Genomic DNA, 20993 nt, shown 5'->3' with positions numbered 1-20993 from the left:
GTACGTACTACGGCCGCTTAGAGTCGGGCCGGGCCGGCCAGCTTCTCCAACGCCGCCTTAAACTCAGGCGTGTCGTAGTCGGCCATGCCTTCGTGGCGGGCAGCTATTTGGCCATCCGGCCCCACAATAACCGTAGTCGGAATAGACTCTGAGTCGAAGGCGGGGGGTAGGGCCCCGGCGGGGAAGTAGGCCGGGAACGTGTAGCCTTTGCGGGCCATCAGCCGCCGCGCATTCTCGGGGTTCTGGTCCAGCGAAATCATCACGAAGGCTACCTTCTGCTTATCCACTTGGTTGTAAAGCTTCTGCAAGCTGGGCATTTCGGCCACGCAGGGTGGGCACCAGCTGGCCCACAGGTTCACCAAAACTACCTTGCCCTTCAGGTTGCGGAGGTTAGCGGGTTGGCCATCCAGGGTGAGCAAGGACAGGTTGTGGGGGTAGGTGCCACCCGTCGGCTGAACCGGGGTTTGAGTTGGAGCGGCGGGTAGGGCGGGCCGCCACAAGCCCGTGGCCAGCAAGGCCCGCTGCATGCCGCCCAGTACGGGCGTGCGGAGGTCGGTGAACAGGATGATGAGAAAAGCTACTACCCCACCCCACTGGGCAATGGTGCCCCACTTCGGCTTTGAGAACTGCATGGTTGATTTTAGAACTACAAGGGAAAGATACAGCAGCTTCAGGAACGAGGCGTATAGCTCAGTGCTTAGCGCCACCGGATTTTCTGTTTGGCTTTCCCCGCCTGCAACCGCTCGGGCACTTTGCGCAGGATAAGCTCGCGCAAGGTTTCCAGCAGGGGCAAGCGCACGAAGCCCTGGTGTACTACCAAGCTGATTTCGCGGACGGGCTCGGGAGCCTCGAAGCGCTTCACCATGGGGTTATTCAGCTCCGGCAGCACCGAGAGTTCGGGCACCAGCGTGTAACCATGGTTGTGGCGCACCAGCTCCTTTAGGGTTTCAATGGAGCCGCTTTCGTAAGTGAAGGGCCGACTGGTGGCAGCCGGCGCGGGGGCACAGATGTTCAGGACCTGGTGGCGGAAGCAGTGCCCTTGCTGCAAAAGCCACAACCCCGGCGCGCCCATGTCCTGGGGGCTGATGGTAGGTTGGGCGTACAGCTCGTGGCTTTCGGAGATGTAGCCCAGAAACGGCTCTTCCAGCACCGGCACTTCCCGCAGCTGCCGGTCATCGAGGGGCGTGACGAGCAAGCCCACATCCAGCTGGTTGTCCTTGAGCTGCTGAATTATCTGGGCTGATTGCAGCTCCTGGACTTGCACGCGCAGCTGGGGGTAGCGCTCCACCAGCTCCACCAGAAACAGGGGCACCAGGTAGGGTGCCAGCGTGGGGATAATGCCCAGGCGTAGCTCGCCCACCAGCTCGCCTTTCTCTACCTGTACTACCTCGCGCAGCTGCTTTACCTCGCGCAACACCTGCCGGGCCTGTTGCACCACTTTTTCGCCCACGGCCGTGGGCTGCACTCCTTTGGTTGTGCGGTCGAAGAGTAGCACGCCCAGCTCCTCCTCCAGCTTTTGCAGTTGCATGCTCAGGGTGGGCTGGGTGACGTGGCACTTCTCGGCGGCCAGCACAAACTGCCGGTGCGTATCAAGGGCCACTACGTATTCTAACTGCTGGATATTCATAGGCTTACCAAGGCAGAACAACTCTGCGCCCTCCGCGCAAACACAGCGCCCTCTGCGGGCTCCCTCGTCTGGTCATCCCACGAATATAACCACCATCTATATTAGTATCAAAACAATCAATTTTACTTATAACGCCGGAAGCTCAACCTTTGTCGCGCTCCTCCTACCCCGGAGTCGCCATTGAATCTCATTTATTCTCATGGAAGAATCAACCCAACCCCGGAAGCTGACTACCGCCGCCGGCCGCCCCATTTTCGACAACCAGAACTCCTTGTCGGCGGGTCCGCGCGGGCCGCTCCTGCTCCAGGACTATTTCCTGCACGAAAAGCTGGCCCACTTCAACCGGGAGCGGATTCCGGAGCGGGTAGTGCACGCCAAGGGCTCGGGCGCGTACGGTACGTTCACCGTCACCCACGACATCACTAGCCTCAGCCGCGCCCAGATTTTCAGCCAGGTGGGCAACCAGTGCCGCATCTTTCTGCGCTTCAGCACGGTAGGCGGTGAGAAAGGCTCAGCCGATACGGAGCGCGACCCCCGCGGCTTCGCCCTGAAATTCTACACCCAAGGCGGCAACTGGGACGTGGTAGGCAACAATACGCCGGTGTTCTTTGTGAAAGACCCGGTGAAATTTCCCGACTTCATCCACACCCAGAAGCGCGAGGCCCGTTCCAACCTGAAATCGGCTACGATGATGTGGGACTTCTGGAGCCTGAACCCCGAGAGCCTGCACCAGGTCACCATCCTGATGTCGGACCGCGGCACGCCTTACGGCTACCGCCACATGCACGGCTACGGCTCGCACACCTTCTCCCTGATTAACGCTGACAATGAGCGCACTTGGGTGAAGTTCCACTTCCGTACCGAGCAGGGTGTAAAGAACTTCACGAGCGAAGACGCCGCCCAGATGAAGGCTCAAGACGCCGACTTCGCCCAGCATGACCTGGTGGACGCCGTTGACAGCGGCAATTTTCCCCGCTGGAAGATGTTTATCCAGACCATGACCCAGGAGCAGGCCAAAACCTTCCGCTGGAACCCCTTCGACCTGACCAAGGTGTGGCCCCAGGGCGAGTTTCCGCTGCAGGAAGTAGGTGTGCTGGAGCTGAACGAGGTGCCCTTGAATTACCACGCCCACGTAGAGCAGGCCGCCTTTGCCCCTGCCCACGTAGTAGATGGCATCGGCTACTCGCCCGACAAAATGCTGCAGGGCCGCATCCTGAGCTACCCCGACGCCCAGCGCTACCGCCTGGGGGCCAACTACGAGCACTTGCCCGTAAATGCCTGCCCCTACGGCTTCAGCAACTACCAGCGCGACGGCCAGATGGCCCTGGGCGACAACGGCGGCCCCGGCCCCAACTACTTCCCCAACTCCTTCGATGGCCCCGCGGAAGACAAGACCGTAGGCGAGCCCGACCAGGAGCTGGATGGTCTGTTCGCCGACCGGTTCGACCGCAACGTAGGTCCCGGCGACGACGACCACTACACCCAGCCCGGCAACCTGTTCCGCCTGCTGGATGCCCAGGCTCAGCGCAACCTCATCGACAACATCGTGGCTTCCATGAGTGGTATCGATGGCCCCAAGAAAGACCTCATCATCCAGCGCCAGCTTTGCCACTGGTTCCGTGCCGATATCCGCCTGGGTATGGCCATTGCCAAAGGCCTGGGCGTGGACGTGGAGATGCCCACCCAACACCCCCAGCCTGCTGCCGCGGCTGTATAACGCCGCCCTATACTACCGTGGGAAGTAAACAGCCGCTCCGGAATCCGGAGCGGCTGTTTGTTTAGAGGCTAGGCGGGCGGATAGCGGTTTACAACTAATAAGGCTTCCCGCTCTAACAGTCGGTCAGGGTGATTGAACTGGAGCAAACGGACCGTTACCTCCCCCACGGTGGTAGTGGGCAGAATAAGAGCTCCCTGTAAACGAAAATGCTCTTGCCAACGCTGCCGACGCGGATTATACAAGGCGACCAGTTCCCCCGCCCCTGTCAGGGAAGCAATATCGCTGCCTTTGTGCAGGTTACAAAAGACGCAGGCATACGCCAGGTTGTCTGGCTGCGTCAGGCCACCATGCTTTTCGCTGATTACATGGTCGATATGACAGCCCAGGAACATATCGGCTTCGGCAAGTCGGCAATATTCGCAGCAGTAGCCGGCGCGCTCAGCCACCTGTCGGCGCATAGCTGCCGGGATGTACGCCTCGCTCATGCCGCCAGGTGTTGGCGGGCGCGGGCTTTTGTTAGGCGCATTAGGTGCTCCAGTTCCAGAAAATGCGTCAACTCCCGTTCCTCATCCATCGTCAGCGCCGCCTGCTTACGGCGAACGAGCAGTTCGGCCACCCGCTGACGAGCTTCGGCTGAGGGCTGAAAATCAGCCAGGGCCCCGGCAGTAGTGCCAGCGGCCAGAAAGTTTATAATCTCTTCGTAGGCAGGAATCATCGTGCTCTAAGTTCGATATTTTCTGATTGCCACAGGTTTACAACGCCTTCTTCCGGCTATCCTTAAACTTCTTGATCTGGGGGTCGATGATTTTTTTGTCGCCGACTACCACAATGGTCATAGCCTCGGGGCGGACGTATTTGCGGGCGGTTTCCGAGACTTGCTGGGGCGTCACGGCGTTGATATTCTTGACCTGCTCGGTGAGGTAGGAATCGGGGAGGTCGTGCAGATCCAGGTTGTTGAGCTGGCTGATGATGCCGCCGGGGGTAGAGTTGCGCAGCACAAACAAACCCGACTCGTAGTTCTGAATGCCTTTCAGCTCTTCGGCCGTGGGCGGGGTTTTCTGCAGGCGCTCAATCTCGTACATGATTTCCTTGAGCGAGTTGCCCGTTTCCTGGGTGGTCACGTCGGCGTTCTGAGTCCAGTTGCCGGCGCGGTAGTGCGTCTCAATGTTGCTGTAAGGCGAGTAGGTGTAGCCCTTGTCCTCGCGGATGTTGCGCGTGATGCGCGAGCCGAAGGAGCCGCCCAGCAGGGAGTTCATCACCCGCAGCTTCACGTAGTCGGGGTGCGAAGGGTCCACTACGGGCATGCCAATCATGAGGGTTGATTGGGGCGCGCTGGGCCGGTCCAGGGTCTGGATATCGGGCCGAATCTGGGCTTTGGCAATTTCAATGCGGGGCACCGGACCCTTGGCCCACTCGCTCCAGCTTTTGGTAATGGCCTGGCGCAGGGCATCCTTATCGAACTTACCGGCCACGTACACGCTGGTGCGCTGAGCCCCGTACTGGTTTTGGTAGAAGGCCTTTACCTGCTCCAGGGTCAGGGCATCAATGGCCGCGTCGGTGGGCAGGGGGCGACCGTAGGGGTGATTGCCGTAGAGCGAGGCCACGAACTTCTGGCGGGCCTGCATGCTGGGCTGAGCCCGGGCCAGGTTCATTTGCCGCTTGAAGTCGGTTTTGATGCGGGGTAGCTCGCTGGCGGGCAGGGCCGGGCGCTGGACCACCTCGGCCAGCAGGGTAGCCAGTTCCGGCGCATACTCCGAAAGGCAGGAAGCCCACAGCATGGTCTGGTCCTGGCCCACTGAAATGTTGAGAGAGCCGCCCATGCGGGCCACCTTATCGGCTAGTTGGGTAGCGTTGAGGGTAGCAGTGCCTTCGTTCATGAGCTTACCCAGCACGTCGGCAATGCCTACCTGGTCAGGAGCTTCGTGCACGTTGCCAGCCTGAATAGCCACCATCATGGTTACTTTGGGCACCTGGCCGTAGGGCACCAGCTTAGCTGAGAGGCCATTCGGCAGCTCAAACTCTTCTTTGGCGGGCAGGGCGAAGTCGCGGGGCGTACCGCCGGGGGGAGGGGTTTCCTTGGGGGTAGCGGGAGCAGCCGGAGCAGCGGCCGGTTTAGCCGTTGTAGTGGCTTTGCTGGCTGGCTTGGGGGTAGGCTTGGTTTGGGCCTGGACTGCCGGAGCAGTCAGGAAGAGGGCCGCGCTGAGCAACCCGAGGTAGGAAGTTTTCATACGGTAGCGGGTTAGCTTTTAGCCAGCGGGTTGACAATAAGAATGGTGCGGTTGGTAGGCCGCAGGTACTCTTGAATGGTGCGCTGCATGACAGCGGGCGTGATTTTGCGGAACTCGCCTTCCAGGGTATTAATGCGCGAGGGGTCGTTGTCAAACAAGGCAAAGGAGGCTAGCATGTCGGCGCGGCCGAAATTATCGGAGCCGGAAAGCTGGTCGTAGAGGGTGGAGCGCAGCTTCACCACGGCCAGATCCAGAGTAGCCTGGTCAATACCGCCTTGGGCCAAGCGGTTGATTTCCTGATCCAGCACGCTCACCACGGAGTCTGATTTCACGGTTTGGTCATACACTAGGTTGCCCATCCAGAGCATGGGGCCGGCGTAGTTGAAGGCGTTGCCGAGGTAGTTAATACCCCCACTCACGTCATCGGTGAGGCCGCGCTTCTGCACCATGGCTTGGTAGAGGCGCGAGTCTTTGCCCTGCAGCAGAATCTGGTCGAGCAGGATGAGGGCGTAATACTCGGGGGTGTTGCGCTCGGGCATGTGGTAGGCGAAGGCCAGGGCCGGCTTGGTCGCCAGCTTGTCGTCTTTGGTGAAGCGCTGCTCCTTTTCCTGGCGCGGCTCCGTGAGGTCGGGCTTGGGCGGCTGGGTAGCGGCCGGAATGCCCGCGAAGTACTTCTCCACCCAGGCCTTGGCCTGCGCCGGCTCAAAGTCGCCGACCACGGCCAGGGCGGCATTGTTGGGCGCGTAGTAGGTTTTGAAGAACTGCTGGGCATCCTCCAGGGTAGCGGCGTCCAGGTCCTTCAGGTCGCCGTAAAAGTTGTGGGCGTTGTTCCAGTTTTTGTTGGCGTACTGGGGCATATCCAGCCACGGAAAGCCGCCGTAGGGCTGGTTGAGCACGTTCACGCGCACCTCGTTTTTCACTACCCCCTGCTGGTTGGTGAGGTTGGCCTGGTTGATGGCCAGGCCGCGCATCCGGTCGGCTTCGGCCCAGAGCATGGTTTCGAGCTTGTGCGAGGGCACTACCTCAAAGTAGTTGGTGAAATCGAAGCGGGTAGAGCCGTTCAGAATGCCGCCGTTCTTCTGAATCAGCTGGATGAACTCCATCTTGCCCAGGTTCTGGGAGCCCTGAAACATGAGGTGCTCAAACAAGTGGGCAAACCCGGTGCGGTTGCGGGGCTCGTTGCGGAAACCGATGTTGTAGTAGGCCGCTACGGTAGCCGTGGGGGCCGTGTGGTCGGGCGAAAGCACCACTTTCAGGCCGTTGGGCAGGGTGTAATACTCCACCGGAATCTGGAACGAAGCCGCGGCGGCCGGCGCTGGGGCGGCTTCGGCAGTAGGCGGGGGGGTAGGGCTGGTGGTGGCCACCGAGGCAGTTTTGGGGCTGCAGGCGCCTAGGGTCAGCAGGAAGGCCGCACCCCAACCCAGGGCGTGGCTTACAGGAGGTAGTGGTTTCATAATCAGAAGGTGGTAGGGTATAAAGTCCGAAATGGTCCTCAACCTACACATTCTGTTGCAAAGAATTAATCCTACTCTATATAAGAAAAGCAAATAATCAACAAACCAGTCTAACCTGAGCACTTACGCCCGGTTTCGGTCAATAAATGCTCGCCTGCGCTGGTAGCCGCCGACAGTTCTACCGTCTGGCACTCTTCTCCTCCGAGTAGCAAAACCAGGAAATGAGCCATAACCAAGAAACCCGCTCCGGCCGGGGCCGAAGCGGGTTTCTGTAAGCCAGCCGGGGTAGGCTTAGTTGTTCTGATAATCAACGGGCTCTTTCACGTCCACGCCTTGCTCCTGCAGGGAGGGGTAGTCGATGTAGCCTTTGTCGCCGGGCACGTAGAAGGTGCTGGGGTCCGGGGTGTTGAGGGCGGCGCCCACGCGGAAGCGCTCAACCAAGTCGGGGTTGGCGATGAAGGGCACCCCGAAAGCAATAACGTCGGCCTCGTTGTTGGCCAGGGCGGCTTCGGCCGTTTCCTGGGTGTAGCCGCCGTTCAGGATGAAGGTGCCGTTGAAGATGTTGCGCAGGTGCGCCGCTACGGCCGGAGCCTGGGGCTGGGCCATAGGGTGGCCGGGCAGGGCTTCAATGACGTGCAGGTAGGCCAGGTTGAACTGGTTGAGCTGCTCCGTTACGTAGCTAAACGTTTTCACCGGGTCCGAATCCTTGATGCTGGCGCTGCCCTGGGGCGAGAGGCGGATGCCCACGCGGTCGGCGCCCAGCTCATCCACCACGGCCTGCACTACTTCCAGCACAAAGCGGCTGCGGTTTTCTAGGCTGCCGCCGTACTCGTCGGTGCGCTGGTTCGAGCCGTCCTGCATGAACTGATCGAGCAGGTAACCGTTGGCCCCGTGGATTTCGGCCCCATCGAAGCCGGCCCGCTTGGCGTTGCGGGCGGCCTGGCGGAACTGGTCTACTACCCCCGGAATTTCGCTTAACTCCAGGGCGCGCGGCGTGGGCACATCTTCAAAGCCCTGGCCGGTAAAGGCCTTCGCTCCTTCGGGCTTGATGGCCGAGGGACCTACGGGCAGCTCGCCGTTGTGGAAGAAGGGGTGCGACACGCGCCCTACGTGCCAGAGCTGAATAAAAATGCGGCCACCGGCCGCGTGCACGGCATCCGTTACTTTTTTCCAGCCAGCTACCTGCTCTTCGGAGTAGATGCCGGGCGTGTTGATGTAGCCCACGCCCTGGGGCGACACCTGCGAGCCTTCGGAGATAATTAGGCCGGCCGTGGCGCGCTGCACGTAGTATTTCACTACTGAGTCGGTGGGGGCGGTGGCCTCGTTGGTGGCGCGGCTGCGCGTCATGGGGGCCATGGCGAAGCGGTTGGGCAGCGTGAGGGCGCCCACTTGCACAGACGTAAACAGATTGGTGGTTTGGCTCATGGTTGAATTCTATAGAGAATCCGCTGCGTGCAGATTCAGCGCGTAGCAACTCGGGAACCCACCTATATGTTTCCGCCGTGGTTACATTTATTTTTGGCTGCCGGTGCATGATCTGGCAAGCGCATGCCACCCATTTTTGCCTTGGGCTTTAGCATCACTGGCTTGCTGATTTGCTCCGCCGGGCACGGCCCTTTTCCTACCCCTCTGGTTTGCCTAAACCCCACCGCTTACCGCCGGAATTGAATTTCGAAGATTCCTGCCGTATCTTCGCAGAGTTACTTATCCAGAAAGACCGAGGGATTGGGCCCGACGACGTCTTAGCAACCTGACTTAAAACAAGGTGCTAACTCCCATTTCAACCCGTGCTCCGGGCTGGAAGAAGATAAGTACAGGACTCGCGCCCCACGCGGCTCTTTCTGGATAGGCACTTTTTCGCTGCCGAATTACTTGAAGAGCCGATATGCCGACCGTCACTGACTCCCCGCTCCACGATATTCTTGCCCAGCGCGTCCTGATTCTGGACGGGGCTATGGGCACCATGATTCAGCGCCATAAGCTGGAAGAGGCGGATTTCCGCGGCTCGCGCTTTGCGGATCATCCCAAGCCCCTGCGCGGCAACAATGACCTGCTCAGCATCACCCGCCCCGATATTATCAAAGGCATCCACGCCGATTACTTCGCGGCCGGCGCTGATATGGTGGAAACCAACACGTTCAGCGGCACCACCATTGCCCAGGCCGACTACGCCCTGGAGGATATCGTGTACGAGCTTAACTATGAGTCGGCGCGCATTGCCAAGGAGGTAGCCGACGAGTTTACGGCCCAGAATCCCGACAAGCCCCGCTTTGTGGCCGGCGCCATCGGCCCCACCAACCGCACCGCTAGCCTCTCCCCCGACGTGAACCGCCCCGGCTTCCGGGCCGTGACGTTTGACGAGCTAGCCACCGCCTACCACGAGCAGGTGCGCGGCCTCATTGATGGCGGTTCCGACGCCCTGCTCATCGAAACCATCTTCGACACGCTGAACGCCAAAGCGGCGCTGTATGCCGTGCAGAAGTTCTTCGATGAAGGTGGCCGCATGGTGCCCGTCATGATTTCTGGCACTATTACCGATGCCTCCGGCCGCACCCTCTCAGGGCAGACGGTGGAGGCTTTCTGGAACTCCATTCGCCACTTGCCCCTGCTGAGCGTGGGCCTGAACTGCGCCCTCGGTGCCGATCAGTTGCAGGTGTACATCAAGGAGTTGAGCCGCATTGCCGACGTGCACATCTCGGCTTACCCCAATGCTGGTTTGCCGAATGCGTTTGGTGGCTACGATGAGTCGGCCCAGGAATTTGCGGGGGTAGTGGAGAACTACCTCAAGGAAGGCCTCGTGACGGTGGTGGGCGGTTGCTGCGGCACCACGCCCCAGCACATTGGGGAGCTGGCCCGCCTGGCCGACAAGTACCAGCCGCGCAAGTTGGCCTCACCCCCCGGCCCCCTCTCCTTCAGAGAGGGGGAGCCGAACGATTCCGTTCTGAAACTCGCGTCTGGCTCCCCCTCTCTGAAGGAGAGGGGGCCGGGGGGTGAGGCACCACGTATTACTCGCCTCGCCGGCTTGGAGCCCTTCAACATCTACCCCGACAGCCTGTTTGTGAACGTGGGTGAGCGGTGCAACGTGACCGGCAGCCGTGCCTTCGCCCGCCTCATCCGGACCGGCAACTACGAAGCCGCCCTGCAGGTAGCCCGCGACCAGGTAGAAGGCGGAGCCCAGGTCATCGACGTGAACATGGACGAAGGCATGCTCGATTCGGAGCAGGCCATGACCACGTTTCTGAACCTAATTGCCTCGGAGCCCGACATTTCGCGGGTGCCGATTATGATTGACTCCTCGAAGTGGAGCGTGCTGGAAGCCGGCCTCAAGTGCGTGCAAGGCAAGAGCATCGTTAACTCCATTTCCCTCAAGGAAGGCGAGGAAACCTTCAAGGAGCGGGCCCGCACCGTACGCGCTTACGGAGCTGCCGTGGTGGTGATGGCCTTCGACGAGAACGGCCAAGCTGATAACTACGAGAAGCGCATCGAAATCTGCCAGCGCAGCTACGATATTCTAGTAAACGAAGTGGGCTTCCCCGCCGAGGACATCATCTTCGACCCCAACATCCTGACGGTGGGCACCGGCATGGAGGAGCACCGTACCTACGCCCTCGACTTCATTGAGGCCGTCCGCTGGATCAAGCAACACCTGCCCGGCGCCCTCACCAGCGGCGGCGTCAGCAACATCAGCTTCTCCTTCCGCGGCAACGATGTGGTGCGCGAAGCCATGCACTCGGCCTTCCTCTACCACGCCATCCGGGCCGGCCTGGATATGGGCATCGTAAACCCCAGCCAGTTAGCCGTGTACGACGAAGTACCCAAGGACCTGCTGGAGCTGGTAGAAGACGTGCTCCTGAACCGCCGCCCCGACGCCACCGAGCGCCTCGTAGAGTTTGCCGACACGGTAAAGCAGAAGGACAAAACCGAGGTAGTAGCCGACGCCTGGCGCAGCCTGCCCGTAGCCGAGCGCCTGCAACACGCGCTGGTAAAAGGCATTACAGAGTTTATCGACGAAGACACCGAGCAGGTTCGTCAGCAGGTATCTAGGCCACTCGAAGTGATTGAAGGGCCCCTGATGGCCGGCATGAACGTGGTGGGTGACCTGTTTGGCGCCGGCAAGATGTTCCTACCTCAGGTGGTGAAGTCGGCCCGCGTGATGAAGAAAGCAGTGGCCTACCTGGAGCCCTACCTGCTCGCCGACAAGCAAAGCGGCGACCGGCAAACGGCTGGTAAAATTCTGCTGGCCACCGTGAAAGGCGACGTTCACGACATCGGTAAGAACATCGTGGGCGTGGTACTGGCCTGCAACAACTTCGACATCGTGGACCTGGGCGTGATGGTGCCCCTGGAGAAGATTCTCGACGAAGCCGTGAAGCAACAGGTAGATGTAATTGGCCTCAGCGGCCTCATCACGCCGAGCCTAGATGAAATGGTGTATGTGGCTCAGGAAATGGAAAAGCGCGGCCTGAAGACTCCGCTGCTCATCGGGGGAGCTACGACTTCCCGCCTGCACGCCGCCGTAAAAATTGCGCCCAACTACTCCGGCCCGGTGGTGCACGTGAACGACGCCTCCCGTTCGGTAGGCGTGGCCGCGGCCCTACTCGGTTCCGCCGATGTGGAGTACGCCCGCACTGTGCGTGAGGAGTACCGCCAGCTCCGTGAAGACTACGCCGGCCGCCAGCGCGAAAAGAACTACCTCACTATTGAAGCCGCCCGCGAAAACGGTTTCAAGGCCGACTGGGCAACCAGCCGCATTGTAAAGCCGAGCTTCCTGGGCACGAAGGTGCTGGAAGACTACCCGCTGGCAGAGTTGGCCGAGTACATCGACTGGACGCCCTTCTTCCAGACCTGGGAGCTGAAGGGCCACTACCCCCGCATCCTCACCGATGAGAACGTGGGCGAAGCCGCCACCCAGCTCTTCAACGATGCCCAGAAGATGCTCCGTCAGATCATCGACGAGAAGCTGCTCACGGCCCGCGCCGTACTCGGCTTCTGGCCCGCTAACACCGTAGGCCACGACACTATCCAGATTTTTAAGGACGATACCCGCCAGGAAATCCAGACCGAGTTCTTCACCTTACGTCAGCAAAGCGAGAAAGCGCCCGGCGTGCCCAATCTGGCCTTCTCCGACTTTGTGGCCCCGCGTGAAACCGGCCGCGAGGATTACATCGGCGGGTTTGCCGTAACGGCAGGCCTAGGCATTGAGAAGCTACTGGAGAAGTACGAACAGGAGCACGACGACTATTCCAGCATCATGGTGAAAGCCCTGGCCGACCGCCTCGCCGAGGCATTCGCGGAGCGTCTGCACCAGCGCGTGCGCGAAGAGTTTTGGGGCTACGCCGCCGACGAGAACCTCTCGAACGAAGACCTCATTCAAGAGAAATACAAAGGCGTGCGCCCGGCTCCCGGCTACCCCGGCTGCCCCGACCACACCGAGAAAATTACCCTGTTTGAACTCCTCGACGCGGAGAACACCACCGGCATTCGTCTCACCGAGAACCTGGCCATGTACCCTGCCTCCTCGGTAAGCGGCCTTTACTACGCCCACCCCGATTCCCGCTACTTCGGCCTAGGCCGCATCGGCAAGGACCAGGTAGAGGACATTGCTGAGCGTAAGCACATGCCCGTGGCTGAGTTGGAGCGTTGGCTGGCCCCGAACCTGAACTACGACCCGGCCAGCGTACCGGTGACGGCGCTGTAGGGGGCCTCACCCCCTAGCCCCTCTCCGAGGGAGAGGGGAAACTAGCTTTTAGCTTCTAATTCTAGAGAGCCGCCTGTATGAGTCAGGAAACTGATTTCAATCAAAACCTAGAGTTGAATACTAGTTTCCCCTCTCCTCCGGAGAGGAGGCTAGGGGGTGAGGCAACTAACGCCCGCCTGACTGCTGACAAATCAAAATGGCACAGCCACCTGAAATGTTTCAGCACCGAAATGCGCCGGAACCCTACTGAGGCGGAGCATAAGCTCTGGCAAGCCGTGCGTAACCGTCAGCTAGCCGGTGTAAAGTTTCGGCGCCAGCATGCTGTTGATAACTACATCGTTGATTTCATCAGCACTGACTACCACCTAATAATTGAAGTTGATGGAGACGTTCACCTTGAAAACGGTCAAGCGGACTATGATACCGGCCGCTCCGCCCTGTTACGAGAACTCGGCTACCGCATTGTGCGCTTCTCCAACGGCCAAGTGCTGCACGAACTAGATCAGGTTTTAGCCACCATCAAATCTGCTCTATAACTAAACCAAAGTCCATCACCTAAAAGCCATCAGGCTCCCCCTCTCCTTTTTCGGAGAGGGGGCCGGGGGGTGAGGCACCCACCAGAACGACCCGCCAACCACTGGTTGGCCTGCCATATGAAAGTAACCGAACACCTGACCCGCGCCAACGGCAAGACGCTGTTTTCCTTCGAGGTGCTACCCCCCAAAAAGGGCGAGAACATTCAGAACTTGTTCTCGAACATTGAGCCTCTGATGGAGTTCAAGCCGCCGTTTATTGACGTAACCTACCACCGCGAGGAATACGTGTACCGCCAGCACCCCAACGGGTTTCTGGAAAAGAAAACCGTGCGCAAGCGCCCCGGCACGGTGGGCATTTGCGCGGCCATCAAAAACCGCTTCGACGTGGACACGGTGCCCCACCTGATTTGTGGAGGCTTTTCCAAGGAAGAAACCGAAAACGCCCTCATCGACCTGCACTTTCTCGGCATTGATAACGTGCTGGCCCTGCGCGGTGACCCAATTAAAAGTGAAGGCCACTTCAAGCCCGACCCCGACGGGCACGCCTACGCCGCCGACCTGATTGGGCAGGTAGCTAACCTCAACAAGGGCGAGTACCTGGATGAGGAGCAGGACGATACCTGGGCTACCGACTTCTGCATTGGCACGGCCGGCTACCCCGAAAAGCACTTTGAGTCGCCGAACTACGGGGCCGACTTGCGCTACCTCAAGCACAAAGTGGACCGCGGCGCCGACTACATTGTGACCCAGATGTTTTTCGACAACGAGCAGTTCTTTAACTTCGAGAAGCGCTGCCGGGAGGCCGGTATTACCGTGCCCATCATCCCCGGCCTGAAGCCCCTGACTACCAAGAGCCAGCTCACCATGCTACCCCGGGCCTTCTACCTCAACATTCCGGAGGAGCTGGCCGATGCCGTGCACCTGGCCCCCGATAATGCAGCGGCCCGCGAAATTGGGATTGAGTGGTGTATCAACCAGAGCAAAGAGCTGATGGCCCACGGCGTGCCGGTGCTGCACTACTACAGCATGGGCAAGTCGGAGAGCATCCGGCGGGTAGCGGCGGCCCTGTTTTAAGATGAACTGGTGAGATAGTAAAATGGTGAGTTTTATGTTCTACTTGCGCCATTCGCGCCGGCCGAACGTAGAACTCACCATTTCACTATCTCACCAGCTCACCCCTTGGACACCCTCAACGACCTGTTTGCGCGCCTGCGGGAGGCCACGGCTCCGGCCGAGATTGAGGCCCTGCAGGATGGCATCTGGCAGATCTGGCTGACGGCCGGGCACCCTCTGCTGGATAAGTACCTGGAGGTGGGCATGCGCGCCCTGGCCGCCGGCGACTACAGCCAGGCCATTCAGCAGTTTACGCTGCTGACCGAGGCCAGCCCCACCTACGCCGAGGGCTGGAACAAGCGCGCTACGGCTTATTACATGCGCGGCGAGTACAACGCTTCCCTGCGCGACGTGCACGAAACCCTGCGCCTGGAGCCCCGCCACTTTGGGGCCCTGTCGGGCCAGGCTACCATGCTCCGCATGCTCGGCGATGCCCGGGGCGCCTTGCGCGTGCTGAGGCGGCTGGAAAAAATTTGTCCGGCCTGGCCCGGATTGCAACACCAGCTGCGCGACCTGCGCGACCAGCTTGATGACTTGGCCGAGTAAACAGACGGCTTCGGCAGCATTTCTGAAGTGCTATTTTGTGAGGCTGAGAGGAAATTGGTAAATTTCCCGGACCATACTACGTGTGTGGTCACTCACCTTAACTGCAATACTGTCTTTTTTTACTGCTTTTACGGTACTTCCCGAGCCTTTTTGCTTCCGCTTACTTGCTGTGGCTCGTCTTCACTTTATAACAAAGCAAAGATTTAATTTTCTCGCCCGGGCTCCTCGTTGAGGCTAAAACTCCGGCTACCTTGCTCCACCCCCACCTCCCACCCACCGTTTCTCCTATGAAACAACTTGTACTCTTGTTATTCCTGTTGGCCTCACTTACGGCCGAGGCTCAGAAAATGCGCAAAAACGACCTGGAAAGCGGCATGCTGGAAAAGGGCGAAAAAGTGGGGGTGTGGGAATACTACGCCTACACCCGCGACGGCAGCCAGGTAGTAACCCAGAAATACGATCATACCACCAAAAAGCTTCTCTTCTACCGTCCGTTTGATGATGTGCCCTACGCCGTGCAGAATGCCGCCGGCGACTGGACGCGCCAGCGGGTAAAGCACCCGGTGTTTTTTATTGGTGGCGACGCCGCGCTGGCCCAGTATATCTCCAAGCTCAATTATCCGGCGGCGGCCCAGAACAAGAACGTGCAGGGCCGGGTACTGGTGTCGTTTGTGGTGGATACGCTGGGGCAGGCCAGCAACCACCAGGTAGTGCTTGGCATTGGCTCCGGCTGCGATGAAGAGGCCTTGCGCGTGGCCCGCAGCATTCCGGCCCAGTGGATTCCGGCCCGCATTGGCAGCCGCGCGGTGGTTTCCAAGTATGAGCTGCCTTTTACGTTCCGGATGCGGCCCTAGCCCCGCCCTACCTCCCCCAATCAGAACAACTACCGCAGCCCACCTCGTACAAAGGTGGGCTGCGCTGCGTTGGGCGCGGCGGCGTGGGGTACGCTTCGTCACGCCACAATCAATACCTTGCCGACATGAAATCTCTCCGTTTGTTTTTGTTGCCGGCGGCCGGACTGCTGCTGGCAGCCTGCGACACTACCCCGCGCGAGCGGCAGGAAATGGTAAAACAGGAAGCCCGCCGGCTGGATACCGTCGCCGACCGCGCCGCCGCCAAGCTGCGCGTGGCCGGCCGCCGCGCCGCCCGCTTCGACTCCGTTTCCCGGGCCCGTACCCGCCAGCCCCTTGATAAAGCCGCCGAAACGGCCTTTACCAACGAGCTGCTGGGCACGTATGCCGATATTGAGCAGCTCACGCCCCAGACCATTGAGCCGGCCTTCGTGCAGTTTATGCAGCAGGTGCGGGCCCAGCGCAAACAGTGGACCCAGCGCGACTGGGACTACGCTACCGTCATTAGTCGCCGCCTCAATGCCCGGTTCCGGGCTATCCGTCTCGACATCAAAGGCCGCGACGAGCTGCACATCCGGGCCCTGCAAACCGAATTTACAGCCCTGGAAACGGGCCGCGACGTGAAGGACCTGGGCCAGGCCGTAAAGCAGCCCGACTAAGCCCGCGCCCAAAGTACCACTGACGGGACTGCCGCGAGTAGCTCTTTTCCGTCTGAGCCCCGTCAATGGCGGGGCTTTTTGTTGCCGTAGGGGGTAGGAAGCCAGGGGCCCTGCCTACCCCCACGGCAACGCCCGAAGCCGCTTATGCGTCTGTATTCTCGACGTATGCAGATCATCCGAACTTCTTTTGCCTGCCTGTTTGGGCTAGGCGCTTTGCTGGCCTTTGCTCCTGCTGCCCTGGCCCAGCAGCGTCGCCCGCCGGCCCCTACCCCACCCGCCATCAGCCATGCCGAAACCGTGCCCGCCGCCGACCAGTGGCTCTGGCCCGGCGACCGGCTGCAGGTGCGCCTGACGGGCACGCCGGGTTTGCGGGCCAGCTTTCTGAATGGGCAGCCCCTCACGGAACTGCCGCCCGCCCAGGCCCAGGGCAAGCGCGGGGTGTACCAGGGCACCTACGTAGTGCGGCCCGGCGATACGCTGCAGAACCGGCGCATTTCGTTTCAGCTCCTGACGCCCGATAGCCTCGTAGTCACGGCTTTCAGCAAAAACCGGGTTCGGTTTCTGAATCCGAATGAGCCGCAGCTGGCCCTCACCAAAGGCCCGCTGGCTTACCTCAACTACGGCCTCGGCGAAGACCGATTGGGCGGGGCCAAGCTCGGTTACCTCGACTCGGCGGTGGTGCTGCACCTGACGGGGCGGGTAGGCAGCCAGTACCGGGTGCAGCTCAGCGAAACCTACACGGCCTGGGTGCCCCAGGAAGTAGTGCGCCTGCTGCCGCCGGGCGGCTTCGTGCCCGGTTCGCTTACCGGCTCCTGGAGCGTGCAGGGCGACTCCGTGTACGATTACGTGCGGGTAGCGCTCAGCCAGCGCCTGCCCTACCGCTCCCAGCTGCTCACGGAGCCCAGCCGCCTGGTGGTGGACATTTTCGGGGCGACCTCCAACACCAACTGGATAACCCAGCGCGACGGTCTGCGAGAGCTGGGCGACGTGACCTACGAGCAGGTGCAGCCCGATGTGTTCCGGCTGGTGCTACCCCTGCGCCACCGCCAAAGCTGGGGCTACCACGTCGGCTACCGGGGCAACACGCTGGAAGTCCGGGTGAAGCGGCCGCCCCGGAAGCTGCGCCTGCAGGGCCTGCGGGTGGCTATTGATGCCGGCCACGGCGGCACCAACGTGGGCGCTACCGGCGCCAGCGGAGCCCGCGAGAAAGACCTCACCCTGGCCATTGCCTTAAAATTACGCCAGGAGCTGGAGCAGGCCGGGGCCCGCGTGCTCATGACCCGCGAAACCGACGCCACCGTGGACAACGGCGACCGGGTGCTGCTGCTGCGCCGCCTCAACCCCGATTTGCTCGTCAGCATTCATGTCAATTCCTCGGGTAGTGCCACGGCCCACGGCACCAGCACTTACTACCGCTACGTGGCGTTCCGGCCGCTGTCGGTGGCTTTGTACGAGCAGATGCGCGGCACCGGGTTGGCGGGCTTCGGCAACGTAGGGAGCTTCAACTTCGGGCTGAACGGGCCCACTGAGTACCCCAACGCCCTGGTAGAAACGGCTTTTGTATCGAACCCCGGGGATGAGAAGCGCCTGACGAACCCGCAGTTTCAGCAGCGCATGGCGGAGGCCATGAGGCGCGGGCTGGAAGTATTTCTGCAGCGCACCCGGGCCCGCGGCCCACGCGGCTGGCTGTTGAAACAGGCAGCGGTGGAGGGCAAAAAGTCTTAAATCAGAATACCAACTGCTCTGCGTGCGTTTGCCGGCTGCTCCACTTTACAGGCAACGCCTTGAATCACCACAATATTCTATAACTAATATACAGCTACAAGTTAAGCCCAGGAGACTTGTCAGGGGCGGCAGAAGAACGGCGGCAGTGTACCTACATTCATTCCCTGCGTAAGATGACCAGCTTGGTCCAGCTCGGGGCTTGAACTGGTACTGGAGAAACAACTTTCAGCTATAGGTTTTTAGCAAAAAATAGTTGGACTACCCAATAGAAAGCCTACCCCGAACCTCTACCTTATTGGCTACCAACTCGTACAGCCGAGCAGTGCGTTACGGCGGCTGGCTGGTCGGACCGTTCTTTCACTCCCCAAAAACACCCGTTCAACTTATGGCAAATGATTCCTTACTGGACCGCAGCCGCACAATTGCCGGGCCGGGCTACAACCGGTGGCTGATTCCGCCGGCTGCGCTGGCTATTCACCTCGCCATCGGGCAGGCCTACGCCTTCAGTGTGTTCAACAAGCCGCTGGGCGCCCTGATCAGTGGCGACGTGAGCAACCCCGCCCCCGACGACTGGACGCCCACCCAGATTGGCATTACTTTCTCCATTGCCATTGTGCTGCTAGGCCTTTCGGCAGCCGTGTTCGGGAAGTGGCTGGAGCGGGTGGGCCCGCGCAAGGCCATGCTGGCCTCGGCCCTCTGTTTTGGCGGCGGCTTCCTGATTGCCTCCCTCGGAATTCATTTGCACAACATCTGGCTGCTTTACTTCGGCTACGGCTTTGTGGGTGGCATCGGGTTGGGCATTGGCTACATCTCGCCGGTGAGCACGCTCATTAAGTGGTTTCCGGACCGCAAGGGGGTAGCCACCGGCATGGCCATTATGGGGTTTGGCGGCGGGGCCATGATTGGCTCGCCCCTGGCCAACAACCTCATGAACCACTTCAAGGACTCGGCGCCCCAGGGTGTGGCGCCCACTTTTATTGTGATGGGCCTGATTTACCTGGTGTTCATGCAGTTCGGCGTCTGGACCATCCGGGTGCCCGCCGACGACTGGAAGCCGGCCGGCTACGTGCCCAGCACCGAGCACAACGAGATGATAACGACCGGCAACGTATCGGCTGACAATGCCATCAAGACGCCGCAGTTCTGGCTGCTGTGGGTGGTGCTGCTCACCAACGTAACGGCCGGTATCGGGGTGCTGGAAACGGCCTCGCCGCTGGTGCAGGAAACCTTCTCGGACGGGGCCATGGGCGCGGGGCGCGGCGTAACGGCGGCCGCAGCGGCGGGCTTTGTAGGCTTGCTGAGCTTGTTTAACCTATTGGGCCGTTTTTTCTGGTCGTCGGCTTCTGATAGATTAGGCCGCAAAACGACGTACGCCATCTACTTTGGGCTGGGCATTTTGCTGTATGCCTTGGTGCCTACCCTGGGCCGGAGCTTGCAACTGACTTTGTTTGTGGTGGTGGCCTGTGTGATTATCAGCATGTATGGCGGGGGCTTCGCCACCGTTCCGGCCTACCTGTCGGATATGTTTGGCAAGTACCAAGTGGGCGCCATTCACGGCCGCCTGCTCACGGCCTGGAGTACGGCCGGGGTGCTGGGCCCCCTCATTGTGCACACCCTGCACGAGCACGCCCAGGAGCAGGGCCTGAAGGGCGCCGCCGCTTACCAGAACGTATTCTACACCATGGCCGGGGTGCTGGTGGTGGGCCTGCTGGCCAACTTGGCCGTGCGCCCCGTGAAGGAAGACTACTACGAGAAAGGCCCCGTAACCATTGAAGCCGGCGGGCACTAGCCCCTGCTTTTCCTACCCTTCTAACCACAAGCAACTATGAGCACTCCCGCTAATCTTTCTTCGGCCACACCGCCCGCCCAGGAGCCGGCAGCCGTGGGCGGCTCGGCCATTCTGGCCTGGCTGTACGTAGGCATTCCCCTGGCCTGGGGCGTGTCGCAGACGTTTATTAAAGCACTAGCCCTGTTTAAGTAGCAGTTTCGGCCGCTTTTTCTCATCTTCAAAAGCACCCAAGTGGGTGCTTTTGTTGTTTTTGGCTTGTAGCGTCGTTGGGCGCGGCCTTTTGCTTATGCCTTCGGATTCCTCCTCGCCTACCCCCATTGTCGTGCTCGATTCGTTTCGGGATACCATTGCGGCGCATCTGGCCAAAAACCAGCTGGATGCGGCCGGTATTCCGTGTTTTCTCAGCAACGAAAACCGGCCCTATGGCCCCGCGCTGGGTTCCGTGCGCCTGTTCGTGCGCGCCCCCGACGTAGCCGCGGCGCAGGAGGTGCTGCACGCCCGGCGCGCTTTTATGCACGCCATGCCTCCCGAAGAACCCGTTGCGGATCCGGGTGCCGCCCCGCGCTGCCCCCGCTGCCACCACACCGATGTGGTTTGCCGTCACCAGCCCCAACCCACCGACAACTTATTTGTGAAGCTGCGCCTGTGGTTGCTGGCCCCCCAAAAGCCCCAGTGCCACTGCTTTACCTGCGGCCTGGAGTTCGAGCGGGAATAGCCTCCGGTCCGGAAGAGAAGTGTATTGAACCGGTCAAATGCCAACCGCCCGCTTTCCCGGCAGATGGCTTTTGAAGGCGGGTAACTATTTTCGGGTGCAACCTTTTCAACAGAAGGCAACTCCTATCAGAAAGCCAGTCCGTTTGTTTTACAACTACTTCACTCCCATGAAACTCTCCAAAGCAGTGCTCGGCGCTATTGTGGTAGGCCTCACCGTTCAGGCCGCCGGCTGCAAAGACAACGACCCTACCCCCAACGGCGAGAAGGGCAAAAAAACGGAAAAGGAAAGCGGCCAGCCGCCCGTTAACTGCCCTGCTTGCGGCTTGGGCTAGGCAC

Annotated in this window: 19 protein-coding genes and 1 riboswitch; of the genes, 12 read left to right on the top strand and 7 right to left on the bottom strand. The window is 60.5% G+C overall.

The features are described from left to right. Positions 1 to 17: 17 nt before the first annotated feature. Both GGU46_RS00935 and GGU46_RS00930 read right to left on the bottom strand, forming a co-directional pair. Positions 18 to 632 carry a TlpA family protein disulfide reductase gene (locus GGU46_RS00935; protein ID WP_246398710.1) on the bottom strand — a complete coding sequence of 205 codons (615 nt, stop codon included), beginning with the start codon at positions 630 to 632 and terminating at the stop codon, positions 18 to 20. A 65-nt stretch (positions 633 to 697) separates the two neighbouring features. Next, positions 698 to 1627: a LysR substrate-binding domain-containing protein gene (locus GGU46_RS00930; RefSeq protein ID WP_183401726.1), complete on the bottom strand. Its 930-nt coding sequence runs from the start codon at positions 1625 to 1627 to the stop codon at positions 698 to 700. A gap of 199 nt (positions 1628 to 1826) precedes the next feature. Between GGU46_RS00930 and GGU46_RS00925 the strand changes: the two genes are divergently transcribed. Further along, positions 1827 to 3344: a catalase gene (locus GGU46_RS00925; protein ID WP_183401725.1), complete on the top strand. Its 1518-nt coding sequence runs from the start codon at positions 1827 to 1829 to the stop codon at positions 3342 to 3344. A gap of 68 nt (positions 3345 to 3412) precedes the next feature. On the opposite strand, the gene GGU46_RS00920 is transcribed toward GGU46_RS00925, so the two are convergent. The 5 genes from GGU46_RS00920 to GGU46_RS00900 form a co-directional block, all read right to left on the bottom strand. Further along, positions 3413 to 3802 (bottom strand): HNH endonuclease, encoded by a 390-nt coding sequence (locus tag GGU46_RS00920; RefSeq protein ID WP_215906235.1) that lies wholly within the window; start codon positions 3800 to 3802, stop codon positions 3413 to 3415. A 23-nt stretch (positions 3803 to 3825) separates the two neighbouring features. Next, positions 3826 to 4059 (bottom strand): hypothetical protein, encoded by a 234-nt coding sequence (locus GGU46_RS00915; RefSeq protein ID WP_183401723.1) that lies wholly within the window; start codon positions 4057 to 4059, stop codon positions 3826 to 3828. A gap of 37 nt (positions 4060 to 4096) precedes the next feature. Next, positions 4097 to 5572, bottom strand: a complete 1476-nt coding sequence (locus tag GGU46_RS00910; protein ID WP_183401722.1) for a M16 family metallopeptidase — start codon at positions 5570 to 5572, stop codon at positions 4097 to 4099. 11 nt (positions 5573 to 5583) lie between these two features. Then, the gene (locus tag GGU46_RS00905) at positions 5584 to 7026 is read right to left on the bottom strand and encodes a M16 family metallopeptidase (RefSeq protein ID WP_183401721.1); all 1443 of its coding nucleotides are present in this window, start codon (positions 7024 to 7026) and stop codon (positions 5584 to 5586) included. A gap of 291 nt (positions 7027 to 7317) precedes the next feature. After that, on the bottom strand, positions 7318 to 8451 hold the full coding sequence (locus GGU46_RS00900; RefSeq protein WP_183401720.1) for an alkene reductase: 1134 nt from the start codon (positions 8449 to 8451) through the stop codon (positions 7318 to 7320). A gap of 276 nt (positions 8452 to 8727) precedes the next feature. Then, positions 8728 to 8840: riboswitch (SAM riboswitch) on the top strand. A gap of 71 nt (positions 8841 to 8911) precedes the next feature. On the opposite strand from GGU46_RS00900, the gene metH reads away from it, so the two are divergent. The 11 genes from metH to GGU46_RS00845 all read left to right on the top strand — a co-directional run bounded on the left by metH (position 8912) and on the right by GGU46_RS00845 (position 20989). Then, a complete protein-coding gene (gene metH / locus GGU46_RS00895) occupies positions 8912 to 12724 on the top strand; it encodes a methionine synthase (protein ID WP_183401719.1) in 3813 nt (1270 codons plus the stop codon). Between the two features lie 77 nt (positions 12725 to 12801). Continuing rightward, positions 12802 to 13260: an endonuclease domain-containing protein gene (locus GGU46_RS00890; RefSeq protein ID WP_183401718.1), complete on the top strand. Its 459-nt coding sequence runs from the start codon at positions 12802 to 12804 to the stop codon at positions 13258 to 13260. A gap of 117 nt (positions 13261 to 13377) precedes the next feature. Beyond that, positions 13378 to 14334, top strand: coding sequence for a methylenetetrahydrofolate reductase [NAD(P)H] (gene metF, locus GGU46_RS00885; protein WP_183401717.1), 957 nt, complete (start codon positions 13378 to 13380; stop codon positions 14332 to 14334). A gap of 105 nt (positions 14335 to 14439) precedes the next feature. After that, positions 14440 to 14919, top strand: coding sequence for a tetratricopeptide repeat protein (locus tag GGU46_RS00880; RefSeq protein WP_183401716.1), 480 nt, complete (start codon positions 14440 to 14442; stop codon positions 14917 to 14919). Between the two features lie 287 nt (positions 14920 to 15206). After that, positions 15207 to 15773 (top strand): energy transducer TonB, encoded by a 567-nt coding sequence (locus tag GGU46_RS00875; RefSeq protein ID WP_183401715.1) that lies wholly within the window; start codon positions 15207 to 15209, stop codon positions 15771 to 15773. Between the two features lie 125 nt (positions 15774 to 15898). Next, positions 15899 to 16429: a hypothetical protein gene (locus GGU46_RS00870; protein WP_183401714.1), complete on the top strand. Its 531-nt coding sequence runs from the start codon at positions 15899 to 15901 to the stop codon at positions 16427 to 16429. Between the two features lie 165 nt (positions 16430 to 16594). Continuing rightward, positions 16595 to 18154 carry an N-acetylmuramoyl-L-alanine amidase gene (locus GGU46_RS00865; RefSeq protein ID WP_183401713.1) on the top strand — a complete coding sequence of 520 codons (1560 nt, stop codon included), beginning with the start codon at positions 16595 to 16597 and terminating at the stop codon, positions 18152 to 18154. A 385-nt stretch (positions 18155 to 18539) separates the two neighbouring features. Next, positions 18540 to 19943, top strand: a complete 1404-nt coding sequence (locus GGU46_RS00860; protein ID WP_183401712.1) for an L-lactate MFS transporter — start codon at positions 18540 to 18542, stop codon at positions 19941 to 19943. A 36-nt stretch (positions 19944 to 19979) separates the two neighbouring features. Continuing rightward, the gene (locus tag GGU46_RS00855) at positions 19980 to 20135 is read left to right on the top strand and encodes an MFS transporter small subunit (protein WP_183402599.1); all 156 of its coding nucleotides are present in this window, start codon (positions 19980 to 19982) and stop codon (positions 20133 to 20135) included. A 94-nt stretch (positions 20136 to 20229) separates the two neighbouring features. After that, positions 20230 to 20658 carry a putative signal transducing protein gene (locus GGU46_RS00850; protein WP_183401711.1) on the top strand — a complete coding sequence of 143 codons (429 nt, stop codon included), beginning with the start codon at positions 20230 to 20232 and terminating at the stop codon, positions 20656 to 20658. A 166-nt stretch (positions 20659 to 20824) separates the two neighbouring features. Next, entirely contained in the window at positions 20825 to 20989 is a 165-nt protein-coding gene (locus tag GGU46_RS00845) for a chryseobasin-related MNIO class RiPP peptide (protein ID WP_183401710.1), read from the top strand. Positions 20990 to 20993 lie beyond the last annotated feature (4 nt).

Source organism: Hymenobacter latericoloratus (assembly GCF_014199535.1).
GTDB lineage: Bacteria > Bacteroidota > Bacteroidia > Cytophagales > Hymenobacteraceae > Hymenobacter > Hymenobacter latericoloratus.
Note: the sequence above shows the minus strand (reverse complement) of the source record. Positions and strands in the feature narration are given on the sequence as shown.